This is a genomic window from Paludibaculum fermentans (assembly GCF_051172195.1).
Lineage (GTDB): Bacteria > Acidobacteriota > Terriglobia > Bryobacterales > Bryobacteraceae > Paludibaculum > Paludibaculum fermentans_A.
The window spans coordinates 6,165,318-6,178,623 of sequence record NZ_JBPJAQ010000001.1 but is presented as its reverse complement, the minus strand read 5'-3'; the positions used below and the strand labels follow the sequence as shown (position 1 = coordinate 6,178,623).

The following is a 13,306-nucleotide window of genomic DNA, read 5'->3' as shown; positions in this document are numbered from 1 at the left end:
CCCGTGGCTCTTCACGGCCGCTTGCAACCTGCCTGCTGTGCTTCGGTCCCGTGCATCGTCCGGCCCATCCGCGCCTTCGCCTAATTCCAGGCGCGGAGAGCAAAGCGTTGCCTATCATGATTGGACCTTCAGCACTCCGCAACAGCTTTTCTCTCGACTGCTGCGTAGCAAGTTGAACGGGGCGGTCTTATCTCACCGCGATCGACCGGCCCGCGCCTACTACTGGCGGAGGAGGGTCATGACGTTCTGCGGAGCCGAGTTCGCCTGCGCCAGGGCGGCCATGGAGGACTGCGCCAGCACCTGCGCCTTGGTCAGGTTCGAAGCTTCAGCAGCGATATCTGCGTCACGGATGCGGGACTCTGCGGCCGCGATGTTGGTGGACTGCGAGGACGCCAGGTTCACGGCATACTGCAGCTTGTTCTGGCTGCTACCGACTTGTCCCTGGATGGTGCCGAGGGTGGCCGTGGCGAGCGCGAGGTTGTCCAGCGCGGTCTTCGCGGTCGCTTTGGAGAGCAGGTCATCGGAATCGATGCCGAGGCCGGCCTGGTCCACCAGACTCGTCGCAGTCAGGTCGAGGGTGACGATCGAGTTCGCCTGATTGCTGCCGCCGCCGACATACACTTCCACGGTCTGCGCGTTGGCGCCGCCGGTGATCAGACCGATGTTGGCGGCCTGACGGTCGATTTCCGTCCGGATCGCCTTGAATTCGTTATCCACCGTGGCGAGGTCGCCTTTGAACGTGTCAGATGCGGCCTGGGTCGCCAGAACACGCAGCCGGTCCACCATCTTCGTGATGTTGTTCAAACCGCCGTCTACGATCTGGAGCTGGCTGAGGCCGTCGTTCGCGTTGCGGATGCCCTGGTTCAGTTCTGCCACCTGTGTCCGGTAGCTGTTGGCCACTGCCAGGCCGGCGGCATCGTCGCCGGAAGCGTTGATACGGTAACCCGAGGTCAGCCGTTGGATGGTCTTCGACTGGAAGTCGGTGTTCACACGGAGGTTGTCCAGCGCCATCAGGCTGCCGCTATTGGTTTGGATTGAGATCGACATTTTATTCTCTTCCTTCTTGTTTTTAGTATCCCCGGTCCAGCTTGTTCAACTCGCCGAGGACATTCATGTTGTCGTGAGAACCTCGAATAGCTTGAGTGATTTTATTAAATTGCTTGACAGGAACTTTCTCCTCAAACTTGGCCACAGACTTGCGATATCTGAGCCCCCCGAGAATCAAGTGCTCTCAGTCCCGCCACCGGCCGGCATAGGGTGTACCCTCTAGCCGCGCCGTCCCAAGACCCACAACAGGTGCTGTTCCAGCCATTCCATTGCCATCCTAAGTAATTGATTGTAATGCTGTTACTCCACAGGCCCAGCTCGCCGCCAAACCGTGGGCAAGGCATGCTCCGGTAGTACTCGAAGCCTCCGCTCTAGGTAGACGTTCTTTCTCTATTCCGGACGACCGAGTAACGATTACAGTCATCAGCGTCAGTTTTTTGACACTCTGTCAAAATCGTCAAGTTTCTGACACTATATATAGCGATGAATTAGACAAACCATAATTAGAGAGATAATTCGCTAAAACTTCTGCCCGCACCATCCGCGGCAGCGGCCCGTCCCTGGCGGCCTCCGCGTCTGGCGCTGTCTGGACAGCCCCGTCCAGCTTCGGCCTGGCCGATGGCGCTGGTAGGCGAGGGCAACAATAGTAAGGATGGCCTTCCAGGCGGGGCCGCAAGCGGAGCGCCTGCCGGGTGCATTGAGGGAGCGAGGAAAGAGGCGGGGAGTGGAAGGAGCCGGCGGAGGAACGTTAAACGGGGAGCGAAGCGGCGCCCAGCGCGAGGGGAATCGCGCCTACTTACGGCCGGAGGACTGCACGGCGGCGGTCAGGTCAGAGGCTTCAATGCCCAGGTTCTGGATGACCAGGTCGACGCGCCGGTTCTTGGCCCGGCCCTCTTCCGACTCGTTATCGCCATTGGCCTGGTTCTCACCATAGCCCAGGATGGCGACGCGTGTCCGGTCAATCCCGAACTTCGTAATCAGCATATCCATCACGGCGATACTGCGCGCCGCGGAGAGCTCCCAATTGCTGCGGAAGCGCGAATTGTGGATTGGCACGGAGTCGGTGTGCCCCTCCACAACTATATGATTCGGAAGTGGTTGTAGTATTTCCGCGATAGGCTTGAAGACCTGGACCGCTTCGGCCTGCACCGCATCATCGCCGGACTTGAAAAGGGCCGTCTGGCGGAAGCTGATCACCAGCCCGCGCGCGCCCAGGCTGACCTTCAGCTTCCCTTCGGCGATCTCCTTGGAGAGCTTCGCCGTCAGGGCGTTCATCGGCGGCAGCAGTTCCACCGGAATTGGCGGGGTGGTGGGCACAGGGACCTTTTTGGTACCGCCCGGCCCCCTCAACATCGCATTCCCAATGCCCTTTTCGTCCACCGTGCCGCCCAGGATGCGCGCCACCACGCTGCGCCCCTCCATCACCGCGCCGCGCTGCACCGCCCGGATATAGGATTCCTGGATCGCGGCCATCTTGGATTTGTCGGTTTGCGAGGCGGCGAACATCACCACGAACAAGGCGAACAGCAGGGTGATGAAGTCAGCATAGGAGATGAGCCAACGATCGTGGCTGATGGGGTGGTCTGTTTTCCTGCGGCGGCGCATGGCTGGCCCAGCCTATCCCTGCACCGTCGGCACACCGGCAGGAGCGCTCACCTTGACGGTCTCGCCCATCTTCGCCGGCTTGCGCCGCACTTCGGACAGGCCACGCTGCTGGAAAGAGGCGAGTTTCTGGCGGATCATCTTGGGATTCAACCCATCCATCACCGCCGCCACGCCCTCCATGACCATCTCATTACAGACCAGTTCGGATCTGGACCGCGCCCGCAACTTTCCGGCCGCCGGCAGGAACAGCAGGTTCGCCGAACCCACGCCGTAGAGAGTCGCCACGAAGGCCACGGCAATGCCCGGCCCCACCTGGTCGATATTCTCGATGTGCTTCATCACCTGGATCAGGCCCAATACGGCCCCCAGGATACCCAGCGTTGGCGCGTAACCACCTGCCGATTCAAGCACATGCGCTTCGGCCTCAGCCCGCCGCTCGGCTAGCTCCAGCTCCAGTTCCATGGTCTCGCGGTACTCCTGCTGGGCCATCCCGTCCACCCCCAGTTCCAGCGCCCTGCGCAGGAAGGGGTCGGCGATCTTCTCCAGTTCGTCCTCCAGCGAAACCACACCTTCACGGCGTGCTTTCTGCGCCAGGCGGGCGATGTCGTTCAACCGCTCATCCATCTGATCCGGCACATAATAAAAGACTTCCGGCAGGCGCCGCAGGACTCTCTTGAACAGCTCAAGGGGGGTATTCAGCAGTACCGCGCCCAACGTGCCGCCCAGCACGATCAGCAGCGCCGAAGCCTGGCGGATATCCGCGAAATGTCCGCCTTCCAGAATCAGCCCGCCCACCAGGCTCACCACGGCCAGTCCGCTGCCCATCAGGCTCGAATAGTCCAGCCGTTTCTTTGGCTTCTGGTCCTGGTTGTTGTCAGCGGTAGCCATGTTTGCTCTCTCCGGCGAACAGCGGCGCCCCCGCCCCTCCGCGTCCGCCCGCCGGCGGTGCGGCTGCGATGGCCCGTCTGTACTCAATCACCCGTGCAACAACATCATCCAGGGATTCGCGGACCATCAGCCGCTGACCATTCGTCAGCTTCAATACCGTGTCCGGGGTCGACTCCACGCACTCGATCAGGTCGGAGTTGATCACGATCGGTTCGAGGTTCAGGCGGGTGAGTCGGATCATGATTGCGCGCAAATACCTTCGATCTTCTGTCGCAGAACTTGCCGTGAGTTTTAGCCTAAGTTGCCCTCTATTCCTGACCTCATTCTCCGCCGATAGATTGGGAGCGAGACAGCGCGTGGCTTATCAGAATCCAGCTGACCCTAAACGGAACGATTACACCCTGCCGGCCGGCCTGCCGGTGCTGGATGAGCTGAGCTCTGACCAGTTGCGGAAGGCCCAACTTCTGCACGAAGCGCTCACTGCCTCCCTCACAGCTCGCCTCAGCGCCCTGCTGCGGCAACCCATCCGCGTCTGGCTCGAAAAGATGGAGCGTGACGATTCCGCCGGCTGCCTCACGCGCATCGAAGAGGATTCCACACTCGTCGTGCTCAACTCCGGCAACAACCTTCGCGCCGGTATCTTCTTTGGAAACAGTGTCTTACTGTCGATCATCGAGCGCATGCTGGGCGGTGCCGCCGCCGAGCATACAACCGCCCGGCCGCTCACCGCGGTGGAAGTGAAACTCCTCCAGACGCTGCTGATCAAGCTGGTTCCGGAATTTCAGATCTGCTGGGAACGCGCGATTACTGACCCGGTCATCCTCGAGGAAATCCACGCCAAGCCTGAAATGGCCTGCGTGTTTGGTAGCGAGGAAGATTTGATGACGATGGCCTGCCGCGTCCAACTGGGCTTCTGCGAATCCGATATGCGCATCGTCCTGCCGGTGCGCGCCATCGTGAAAATGCTCGATTCCGGCTGCGGCGGCCAGGCGGCCTCCAGTCATCAGGAAATCGATCCGGTGAAACAGCAGATTCGCGAAACACTGCTACATAGCGAAGTGGATGTGGAAGTAATTCTCAGCGGCAATTCCCTACCCCTGGCAGCCCTGGCGAAGATCAAGCCCGGCAGCCTGCTGGTGCTCGACTCCAAGGTCGACCGCCAGGCTGAAGCCGTCTTCAATCAATCGGTCCGCAGGAAAGGTCAGGTCCTGAGGGACGGCACCAAACGGTTGTTCCGGATCCAGGAGGAGAAACAGTCGTCCTGACGGGGAGCCGGCCGCTCCAGTTGCTGCGGAGCACAGACCTGCTCCAACAGCGCCGTGATCGCCATCTGGCGAATCTTCGGGGATGCGGTGTAGGTGCCCGGTGCTGAACATTCGTTCATGCTGGCTGCGATCGCCTCCAGCAGTTCCATCTGTTCTTCTTCCATCGAGTTGCCGGGACCCGTCATGGCGCGTTCGTCAGCCTCCATCAGGCCGGAAGCGGCTCCTGCCGCACCGGACCAACTCCTCCGGGAAACCTCAAGAAGGTTTACCGCGCGATCATGTATACGATTCGTCATGGAAGTGGCGCAATTCTCTGCTACTCAGTGCATCGAAAGAATAGTGAGGAGTTTTAGAAAATATTCTTCGCTACTTCAGATAATCGAACAGACTCGTCCTGGGGCGGCTCGATTCGGCCGCATACGCCGCTTCTCGCGCGGTCTTGTTCTGAGTCACTTCCACCGCAGCAGACGCCATGTCGGTATCTTCAATGCCCGACAGCGCGGTCTTCCACGCCAATTCCGACTTGTTCGCGGCCGCTGTGGCCGAGGCAATCTGCGTCTGCAGGTTGCCATAGTGCGCAAGCTGTTGATTTAAATAGGTCGACGCTGAACTCAGGGCAACCGTGGCGGCTTGCGTGTCCGTCGCACTGTCACTCTCCAGGGCCAGCCTCAAGTCATTCAGGGCCTTGAACACGCCGTCGCTGCCGGAGGCATTGAAAACCGTATCCGCGGTCAAACCCGTCGGCAGTGCATTGCCGGCCGGATCCTGTACCACGCGGCCCGGAATGAACTGCGATGTGGCGTCCACCCCATTGGGCGAGCTCAGGTTCACTGAGTAGGCGGCTTTCTGGTCCATGCCGCCGCTGAAGATATAGCGCCCCTCGACTCTCGTATTCGCGACGCCCACCATCTGCGAGAGGAGCCCCTTGACCTGCAGGGCCAGCGCGGCCCGGTCCACCGGCGCGGCGCTGCTGGCGCCCTGGCTGCCCAGTGTAACGGCCTTGTCGAGGTAGGTAATAGCCTGCTGCAACGAGGTTTCCGCCGTATCGACTTCCGACTGGAACCGCCCCAGGTTCGCCCTGCCCTGCACACTCTTGGCCAGTTGCGCTTTCAGCTCCAGCATCGTGCCCAGCTGCACCGGATCGTCCGATGCGGTCACCAGGCGCTTGGTGCTCGAGATCTGCGCCTGCGCGCGATCCCCACGCTGCTGCATCCGCTTCATATCCAGCAGGAAGCGCTGTCCGTTGGCGTTAATCCCTGAGGTCATTGGCTAGCCTTTTTACGAAACACTCTGCAACAGCGTCTGGGTCAGGTCGCTGAGGACCTGGATCATCTTCGCGTTGGCCTGGTAGCTGCGCTGATACTCCACCAGCTTGGCCGCCTCTTCATCCAGCGAAACACCGGAGATCTGCTCGCGCAAGCTGCGTGCCTGGATCACCGCGTCCGCCGCGCTTTCAGACCGGGTCGTGGCGTCGCTGGAAAGGAATCCTACCCGCGATGTCATCGAACTCAGGAACTGCCCGTAGTTCTGGCCATTGATCTGGTCGGCCGCCGCGGACGAATCGCGCAGGCCCGCCAGCTGCAAAGCAATCCCGTTGACGACTGACGGACTGGACTGGTCGGCCGCGGCCAAGTCGCTCGACCGGAAGCCGGCCACCACCTGCAGGCTCTGTGCCGCATCCTGTCCGGAGTTGTACTGAAACAAGGGAATGCCGGCCACTGGCACCGGATCCAAACTCGAGTAGCCCGACGTCAGCAACTGGTTAATACGATCCGCGACGTTCGAAGCCAATGTGTTCAACGTGCCCGTCTGCGTCCCGTCGCCCTCCAGTTCGGCCAGGGGGCCTGTGCGGAACGCGACCAGCCCGCCCAGCTTGCCTCCGGTGGCGTGGCTCGTCACGTCCTGCCCGTCGGCTGAAATGAGCTGGAATTTGGGGGGAACGCTGGTGCCCTGCGGGGTGATGCTCACACTCAGCGCTTTGCTCTCCGAGCCCAGCACCAGCGGGATCTGCCCGTCCATCAATACGTTAGCAGTGCCATTGGCCTGCATCAGTACGGAGATATTGGTCAGCCCCGAGAGGTCTTCCAGGGCGGAGTGCAATTGCGCGTCGACGCCGGCGTCCGGACCGTCCGTCTGGAGCTTGTGGTTGAGCTCGGCGATGCGCGTCGTCAACTGGTTGATCGCCGTCACCGTTGTCGAAGCCTGCTGGTCGGCCGATTGCCGCAACTGGCTCAGCTGGCCGGCCGTCTGGTTGAAGGCCGCCGCCAGATTCTTAGCCGCGTTCAGCACCGCGTCACGCTGGGTAGCGGAATTGGGCGACGTGCTCCACGACGAAAAGCTGTCCCATAGCTTGGTCAGCGCGGCGCCGACACCCTTGGTGGAATCGGCCGGCAGCACGCCTTCCAGCATGGCCAGCATTTGGCTTTGAATGTCCTGGGATCCGGAGTCCGAGACCGAGCCGCGCACGCTCTGTTCAGCGAACTGATTGCGGCTGGATTGCTCCAGCAGGCTCATCACTCCGCCCGTCAGGCCGGCGCTCAGGTCAAACGGCATGGCCGCCGTACTGGCGGTCTGCTTTACATAGCCGGGAGTTTGGGAGTTGTTGACGTTATTCTGCGTGGTCGCCATCTGGCGGTCCAGCACGCGCAACGCCTGCGCGGACGTCTGCAATGAGGAGAGCAGCCCTGACATGATGATCCGTTCCGCTTCAGGCCTGAACGTGGAGCCGTGCGGTCCGTGATTCGAGGTCCGCCTGGCCGCCGAAACAATCCATGGCCGGCCCCAATAGGGCCTGCAGATATCCGGCTGTCAGATTCGAACCCTGATCGGCTAACGTGCGCAAACCATCCAAATCGCGCAATAGCAGCCGTAAATCCGATTCCTGAAAAATAAGGCCTTGTTCCACAGCTTGCTGGATCTCCTTCGTAAGGTCTTCCAGCAATCCGGAGGCCAGTCCCAGCGATTCCAGCGAAGACTCCACCAGCAACCGGCGAATCTCTCCTACCTCCGCCTCCAGGGCAGGCTCGATTCCGGTGGTCTCGCTAAGACTGGCGCCCCTCTCACGCTGTTTCATCCACCCTGCTCCAAGTCGTTGATAATAGATTCACTAACGGCCTCGGGATCGGGTGAATACTTACCCGCCGCAACCAGCTCGGACAGCTCCTGCAACCGATCTGGCGAAGCGATCGAGCCCGCTTCCCGCGCCTTCGCCAGTAGTACCTGCTGCCCGCCGACGTTGATCTGGTCCACCAGCGACCCAGTGGTTTCAGCGCCACCTTCGGTCCTGCCCGTCAAAGATTTGCCGGAGGACGTCAACGTCTGCACTTTGCCGGAGCTCGTGTTTTGTAACGGTCTGTTTTCGACTTTCATATGATGCTCCCTTCAATTCTCGTGAAGTGCATTCCTACTGTCGCAATATCTGAAGACTCTTTTAGGAATTCATTCGCGGCCTGGCGACGGGTGCCGCCGACCGCTCGGCCAGCAGGCTTTCCATCTTCCACCGCAGCCGCAGATCCGACGGCAGGACACCCAGGTCCGCCGCAATGCGCTCCTCGCGCATGCCCAGCTCGCGCAGGCGGACAGCACGCTCCCAGCGGGTCTCGGGCCGCGCAGGTTTCTCCACCGCAACCGCCTTCTCCGCCGCTTCCACAGGCGTCGCACGCACCACCGCCGGTTCCGGCTGCGCCTGGGCCGCCGTCTTCCGTTTCAGCTCTTCAGCCGCCAGGCGGGAGATCTCGGGCAAAGCCGCCAGCCCCGGAGCCAGGCTCAAACCCAGGGGACGCGCCGCATCCACACTGGGCGATTCCATACGCTCCTCGACGGTTTCTTCGTCCTCGATGGACCCCTTCCGCCGAACTGTCACCAATCCGAAAAAGCGTGTCATTCCTGCACCATCTCCTCTTCCTGGCCCACCTCAGCCACCGCCGGGTTCGCGCTCAACACGGCATCCAGGGATACCCGCGCTGTCCCGTTGACCGCCAGCGAGGTGACTTCCACACCGTAGTAGCCGTCGACCACGACAAGCTGCCCCAGCGCGACCACTTTGCCATGCACCAGCACTTCCACCGGATCGTCTACGCGCGAGTCCAGTTCAACAATCGATCCGTCTCCCAGCTCGAGTGCCTGGGACAACGGCATTCGCACCTTCCCAAATCGCACGCTCACCGGCAAGTCCAGGTCCAGCAAAGGATCCACCTCGTTTTCCCAAAGTCCCGGCTCGGGCGCCGGAAAAATCTGTCCATCGCTCGTCAGACCGGCGGGAGTCACGTCAGATGTCTCCTCGCGGGGTTGGCCATTTTTTGTCCATCAGCGTCTTCAACCGCAAGATCGCCTGTGTTTTCAACTGCGAGATGCGGCTGTAGTGCAGATTCATGATCGAGGCGATCTCTTTCAGGTTCAGGCCTTCCTGGTAGTACAGGGCCAACACCTGGCGCTCAGCGACCGGCATGCGCGAGATTCCTTCGGCGATCACTTTCTTGAGTTCAGCGCGCTCCAGAATGCGGCCCGGCTCCTGGTCTTCGCGATCGGCGAAGAAGCACAGGAAGGTCATCTTGTCCGTGTTCACCGGGGCGGCGTCCAGGCTGCCGATGGAGACACCGCGCGTCTGCACCAGGGTCTGCTGGTACTCTTCCAGCTCCATGCCCAGTTCGGCCGCAATCTCGTCTTCGCTCGGCGGCCGCTGTAGCCGCTGCTCCAGCTTCCCGATCGCCGCCTGCACCTGCTTCACCACCTTGCGGTGATGCGGCGCGATGCCGTCGATGCCGCGGATGCTGTCCATGATCGCCCCGCGGATACGGTAGCTGGCGAAAGTGGAGAGCTTCACATTGTGGATGGGATCGTAACTGTCGATGGCCGCGATGAGTCCCAGGATCCCGGTCGAGATCAGGTCGTCCAGCGCGAATTCGCGCGGCAGCCGCTCGTGTATGCGGTGGGCAATCCAGCGCACCAGAGGCAAGTGCTCTAGAATCAGTGTCTCGCGTGTGGAAGTCGCCGAAGCCACTTCGCTTTCATACGCTGTGAATTGAGAGGATGCCATCTTCGCCTCCGCTCACCTACACCGCCACCAACAGGGCCGGCATAGTCTTCCTGACAAATTCGTCCGCCTGGGGCACGCCCAGGTCTTCTGGTATCTCCTGCCCCTCGCTCCAGTAGGCAACCGGCATCCGGGCCGAGATCGCCAGCGCGAGGCAGCATCCGGCTTCCGCCGTGCAATCGCCATGGGTGAACGTCAAACTATCCGGATGAAACAAACTGAATTGTCGGGTCGTGGCAAATAGATCGGCAGGTTTGGTCGTTGCCGATAGGACCAGGGTGATATGGGCAATCTCGGAGCTCGACAGCTCCCGCGCCCAGCGCCGCGTCGACTCCTCTTCCCGCCGCGAAAAACCCGGGGTGTCGACAATCACCAGCTCGCCCGGCTGCTGTTCGGTCAGCGCGGGACCCAACTCCTCGGGCGACTCGATGCTCTCGAACGGCACTTCCAGGATCGCCGCCAGCGCCGACAGCCGGGCACTCGCCCCGGGCCCCCGCCCGCTCACGCTGACAATCCGCACCGGCCGTTCCCGCTCAGCAATCGCGGTCATCGCGATCTTGGCTGCCGTCAACGACTTACCCGCACCCGCCGGACCGATCACGGCCACCACACGGCCGCTGGGCACCACACTCTGGCCGCCCGTCCGCAGCATCGGCAGACGGTGGGCCAGCTCCTGCGCCAGCGCTTCTTCGGCTGCCATCGCGTCCGGAGCGTCCACTACGCCCTGCTCTTCCATCTCCGCCATCACATCCTCGGCCGCTTCCGCCCGGTTGCGCAGAACCGCCACCGACTCCAGGTCCAGCAGCGGCAGGATCGAAGCCAGCTCATTGTGCATCTGCGCCTGGGCGCGGGCTGTTTCCGGATCGATCAGCAGTTCAAATTCAACATCCGGAGCGTCTTCGCCAGTCAGGCGGCGATAGACGGCACGGGTGATATCGGTCGCCACGGCGCCGGGAAAGCCCTGTTCGGTCAGGCTGCGCCGAATGCGGCGCCATTCCACCTTTTGCGAGCGGTTAGCCAGGGCCATGCGTCCATTGCGTTCCAGCGGCGTGGCCATCGGACGGGCCGGCCTGCGTTCCACACGCGGCGCGACCGGGGCCAGCCGGTCCTGCGCCAGCGGCGGCTCCTGCACCGTCGGGATCGTACGCCGGCTCGCCGGAGGAGCGCTCAATTCCAGCGCCACCGGCTTCTCTGTATAACCGCAAACTACTTCGAATTCACCGAGGTGCCGGACTTCCGCGGGCGTGCGATGGCTGCTGAGAAGCACAGCCTCTGAGCCCAGCTCTGCCCGCGCCGCGAGCATCGCATCATGGACCCTGTCCGCAAAAAACGACTTCGACTTCATCGCTTCACGCTCCTGCCTTTGCTTCCAGCTGGGCAGTCGCCCCGGGATGACCGCTGACATGGATTCTCACCTCCGCCGGAATCTCGCCGTGCGACAGCACTGCGACCCCCGGCATGTACTGCTCTAGAATCTGCCGGACAAAATACCGTACGCTCGTCGAAGTCAGCAGCACAGCGCTGCTATCGCCCGAGCCCACCCGCCTGCGGACCTCTTCCACCACTTCCCTGATTCGAGTCGGAGCCAGCGCCAGGCTGCTCGTCGTTTCGTGGTGCTCAATGGCCTTTTCAATCAGGTGCTCTGTCTCAGGCGCCAACAGGAAGACTTCCAGCGCCCGTTCGTGATTCAGGTACGGTTCCACCAGCACACGCCGGATCGCCTGCCGCACAAACTCGGTCAAAAGGATCGGGTTTTTGGTCGTGACCGCCGCTTCGCTCATTGCTTCAAGAATGAGAACCGAGTCGCGGACAGGGACCCTCTCCCGCAACAGATTCTGCAGAACCTTCTGAATCACTGAGAGTGATAGCAGTTTGGGGACCAAATCCTCAACGACCTTGGGATGCTCCTGCGCCACACGGTCGCAGTAGTTCTTTGCATCCTGCCGGCTGAACAGTTCGCAGGCATATTTCCGGATCAGTTCGGCCAGGTGTGCACCGATAATGCTCACCGCATCCACGACGGTGTAGCCGGATGCCCGGGCCTGGTCAGAGAGGCCGGCCGCGATCCAGAACGCGGTCTGCCCGAACGCCGGGTCACGCGTGGGTTTACCGTCTTTCAGAGGCTGTGCATTGACCCCTGGGATGGCCAGGGAATGCCCGGCAACTAGTTCATAACGCGAGATTTCCGCTCCACGCAGCATCACCCTGTATTCGCGTGAACGCAACGACAGGTTGTCACTCACTTTCAGTGGCGGCAGCAGGTAGCCGCTCTGTCCCGCCAACTGCCGGCGCAGCGCCGTGATCCTCAGCAGCAGCGGAGATTCGTTGCCGCCCTCAACCAGTTGCACCAGACCCAAACCGACATCCAACGCCAGCGGCTCCACCTTAAGCAGCGACTCCACATTGACTTGCGCCGATTCCTTCTTCACCGGAGCCACCATGGCCGCCGAAGCGTCAGCTTTTTGACGGATGCGCCAGCCGGCATAGCCGATGCCCGCGCTGGCCGCGAAGAACGGCAGGGTCGGCAGGCCGGGAAACATGCCCAGCACGGCCAGAACTCCGCTCGACAAGAGTAGTGGCTGCGCGTTGGAGAACATCTGCTGGCTCACCTCGGCGCCCAGCCGTTGATCCGAGCTGGAACGGGTGACGATCAGGCCGCCTGAAATCGAGATCATCAACGCCGGAATCACCGAGACCAGGCCTTCCCCAATAGTCAGGATGGTGTAGGTCTCCAGCGCCCGCTTCAGGTCCATGCCATGCTGCAGCACGCCGATGAGGAACCCGGCAATGATGTTGATGCCGGTAATGAGGATACTGGCCACGGCGTCGCGCTGGGTGAACCGCGACGCGCCGTCCATGGCGCCGTAGAACTCCGCTTCGGCCGCCAGCTGCTTGCGGCGCGTGCGGGCTTCCTGTTCTGTGATCAAGCCGGCATTCATGTCCGCGTCGATCGACATCTGTTTGCCTGGCAAGGCGTCCAACGTGAAACGCGCCGTGACTTCCGAGATGCGGACCGCACCGTGGTTGATCACGACATATTGAATGGCGATCAGCACCAGGAAGATGACGGTGCCGATCACGTAGTTGCCGCCAACGACGAAAGTCCCAAACGCTTCAATTACATGGCCTGCCGCCGACGCGCCCGAGTTGCCGTTCAACAGGATCAGCCGGGAAGCCGAAATGTTCAACGCCAGCCGGGAGAGGGTCAACAACAGCAGTGCGCTGGGAAAGATACTAAACTCCACCGCCTTCCGGATGTACATCGCGACCATCAGCACGATCACTGAGGTCATGATGTCCAGCACCAGCAGGAAGTCCAACACCACTGAAGGCAACGGAGTCACCAGCGCGACGACAATGCAAAGTACCGCGACAGGTACCGCCATGTCGGTCCACTCCGCATTGCGGAGCAGAGTCCGGCTGGACGCCAGGGCCGGGCTGGTGGTGGGGTCGTTAGCCATGAATGGTC

Annotated in this window: 15 protein-coding genes; 1 reads left to right on the top strand and 14 read right to left on the bottom strand. The window is 61.7% G+C overall.

The annotated features are described in order from the left end of the window. Positions 1-219: 219 nt before the first annotated feature. The 4 genes from ACR9Y2_RS24840 to ACR9Y2_RS24825 form a co-directional block, all read right to left on the bottom strand. Positions 220-1,047 carry a flagellin gene (locus ACR9Y2_RS24840; protein WP_435044387.1) on the bottom strand — a complete coding sequence of 276 codons (828 nt, stop codon included), beginning with the start codon at positions 1,045-1,047 and terminating at the stop codon, positions 220-222. A 792-nt stretch (positions 1,048-1,839) separates the two neighbouring features. Then, entirely contained in the window at positions 1,840-2,652 is an 813-nt protein-coding gene (locus tag ACR9Y2_RS24835) for a flagellar motor protein MotB (protein WP_435044386.1), read from the bottom strand. A 12-nt stretch (positions 2,653-2,664) separates the two neighbouring features. Further along, entirely contained in the window at positions 2,665-3,540 is an 876-nt protein-coding gene (locus tag ACR9Y2_RS24830; protein WP_435044385.1) for a flagellar motor protein, read from the bottom strand. Then, on the bottom strand, positions 3,527-3,781 hold the full coding sequence (locus tag ACR9Y2_RS24825) for a flagellar FlbD family protein (protein WP_435044384.1): 255 nt from the start codon (positions 3,779-3,781) through the stop codon (positions 3,527-3,529). The genes ACR9Y2_RS24830 and ACR9Y2_RS24825 overlap by 14 nt, the downstream gene beginning before the upstream one ends. Before the next feature lie 115 nt (positions 3,782-3,896). Here ACR9Y2_RS24825 and ACR9Y2_RS24820 point away from each other — a divergent pair, with 115 nt between their 5' ends. Further along, positions 3,897-4,805, top strand: coding sequence for a FliM/FliN family flagellar motor switch protein (locus ACR9Y2_RS24820; RefSeq protein WP_435044383.1), 909 nt, complete (start codon positions 3,897-3,899; stop codon positions 4,803-4,805). Here ACR9Y2_RS24820 and ACR9Y2_RS24815 read toward each other — a convergent pair. The 10 genes from ACR9Y2_RS24815 to flhA form a co-directional block, all read right to left on the bottom strand. Continuing rightward, complete coding sequence (locus tag ACR9Y2_RS24815) at positions 4,742-5,011, bottom strand: hypothetical protein (protein WP_435044382.1); 270 nt, start codon at positions 5,009-5,011, stop codon at positions 4,742-4,744. The two genes, ACR9Y2_RS24820 and ACR9Y2_RS24815, sit on opposite strands and share 64 nt — an antisense overlap. A gap of 160 nt (positions 5,012-5,171) precedes the next feature. Beyond that, on the bottom strand, positions 5,172-6,071 hold the full coding sequence (locus ACR9Y2_RS24810; RefSeq protein ID WP_435044381.1) for a flagellin: 900 nt from the start codon (positions 6,069-6,071) through the stop codon (positions 5,172-5,174). Between the two features lie 12 nt (positions 6,072-6,083). Continuing rightward, entirely contained in the window at positions 6,084-7,496 is a 1,413-nt protein-coding gene (gene flgK, locus ACR9Y2_RS24805) for a flagellar hook-associated protein FlgK (RefSeq protein ID WP_435044380.1), read from the bottom strand. A gap of 16 nt (positions 7,497-7,512) precedes the next feature. Continuing rightward, a complete protein-coding gene (locus ACR9Y2_RS24800) occupies positions 7,513-7,878 on the bottom strand; it encodes a hypothetical protein (protein ID WP_435044378.1) in 366 nt (121 codons plus the stop codon). Then, positions 7,875-8,174: a flagellar biosynthesis anti-sigma factor FlgM gene (locus tag ACR9Y2_RS24795; RefSeq protein WP_435044377.1), complete on the bottom strand. Its 300-nt coding sequence runs from the start codon at positions 8,172-8,174 to the stop codon at positions 7,875-7,877. Before ACR9Y2_RS24795 ends, ACR9Y2_RS24800 begins: the two co-directional genes overlap by 4 nt. A 61-nt stretch (positions 8,175-8,235) precedes the next feature. Next, the gene (locus ACR9Y2_RS24790; RefSeq protein ID WP_435044376.1) at positions 8,236-8,688 is read right to left on the bottom strand and encodes a hypothetical protein; all 453 of its coding nucleotides are present in this window, start codon (positions 8,686-8,688) and stop codon (positions 8,236-8,238) included. Beyond that, positions 8,685-9,071 carry a FliM/FliN family flagellar motor switch protein gene (locus ACR9Y2_RS24785; protein ID WP_435044374.1) on the bottom strand — a complete coding sequence of 129 codons (387 nt, stop codon included), beginning with the start codon at positions 9,069-9,071 and terminating at the stop codon, positions 8,685-8,687. Before ACR9Y2_RS24785 ends, ACR9Y2_RS24790 begins: the two co-directional genes overlap by 4 nt. 1 nt (position 9,072) lies before the next feature. Beyond that, the gene (locus ACR9Y2_RS24780; RefSeq protein WP_435044373.1) at positions 9,073-9,840 is read right to left on the bottom strand and encodes a FliA/WhiG family RNA polymerase sigma factor; all 768 of its coding nucleotides are present in this window, start codon (positions 9,838-9,840) and stop codon (positions 9,073-9,075) included. 16 nt (positions 9,841-9,856) lie between these two features. Then, positions 9,857-11,182 (bottom strand): hypothetical protein, encoded by a 1,326-nt coding sequence (locus tag ACR9Y2_RS24775; RefSeq protein ID WP_435044371.1) that lies wholly within the window; start codon positions 11,180-11,182, stop codon positions 9,857-9,859. A 4-nt stretch (positions 11,183-11,186) separates the two neighbouring features. Continuing rightward, a complete protein-coding gene (flhA, locus tag ACR9Y2_RS24770) occupies positions 11,187-13,298 on the bottom strand; it encodes a flagellar biosynthesis protein FlhA (protein ID WP_435044370.1) in 2,112 nt (703 codons plus the stop codon). Positions 13,299-13,306: the final 8 nt, after the last annotated feature.

Excerpts from the sequence above, each read along its gene's own strand:
- flgK (WP_435044380.1), bottom strand. The coding sequence starts at position 7,496 with ATGTCAGGGCTGCTCTCCTCATTGCAGACGTCCGCGCAGGCGTTGCGC.
- ACR9Y2_RS24840 (WP_435044387.1), bottom strand. The coding sequence starts at position 1,047 with ATGTCGATCTCAATCCAAACCAATAGCGGCAGCCTGATGGCGCTGGAC.
- ACR9Y2_RS24780 (WP_435044373.1), bottom strand. The coding sequence starts at position 9,840 with ATGGCATCCTCTCAATTCACAGCGTATGAAAGCGAAGTGGCTTCGGCG.
- ACR9Y2_RS24830 (WP_435044385.1), bottom strand. The coding sequence starts at position 3,540 with ATGGCTACCGCTGACAACAACCAGGACCAGAAGCCAAAGAAACGGCTG.
- ACR9Y2_RS24795 (WP_435044377.1), bottom strand. The coding sequence starts at position 8,174 with ATGAAAGTCGAAAACAGACCGTTACAAAACACGAGCTCCGGCAAAGTG.
- ACR9Y2_RS24815 (WP_435044382.1), bottom strand. The coding sequence starts at position 5,011 with ATGGAGGCTGACGAACGCGCCATGACGGGTCCCGGCAACTCGATGGAA.
- ACR9Y2_RS24775 (WP_435044371.1), bottom strand. The coding sequence starts at position 11,182 with ATGAAGTCGAAGTCGTTTTTTGCGGACAGGGTCCATGATGCGATGCTC.
- ACR9Y2_RS24835 (WP_435044386.1), bottom strand. The coding sequence starts at position 2,652 with ATGCGCCGCCGCAGGAAAACAGACCACCCCATCAGCCACGATCGTTGG.
- ACR9Y2_RS24800 (WP_435044378.1), bottom strand. The coding sequence starts at position 7,878 with ATGAAACAGCGTGAGAGGGGCGCCAGTCTTAGCGAGACCACCGGAATC.
- ACR9Y2_RS24825 (WP_435044384.1), bottom strand. The coding sequence starts at position 3,781 with ATGATCCGACTCACCCGCCTGAACCTCGAACCGATCGTGATCAACTCC.
- flhA (WP_435044370.1), bottom strand. The coding sequence starts at position 13,298 with ATGGCTAACGACCCCACCACCAGCCCGGCCCTGGCGTCCAGCCGGACT.
- ACR9Y2_RS24790 (WP_435044376.1), bottom strand. The coding sequence starts at position 8,688 with ATGACACGCTTTTTCGGATTGGTGACAGTTCGGCGGAAGGGGTCCATC.
- ACR9Y2_RS24810 (WP_435044381.1), bottom strand. The coding sequence starts at position 6,071 with ATGACCTCAGGGATTAACGCCAACGGACAGCGCTTCCTGCTGGATATG.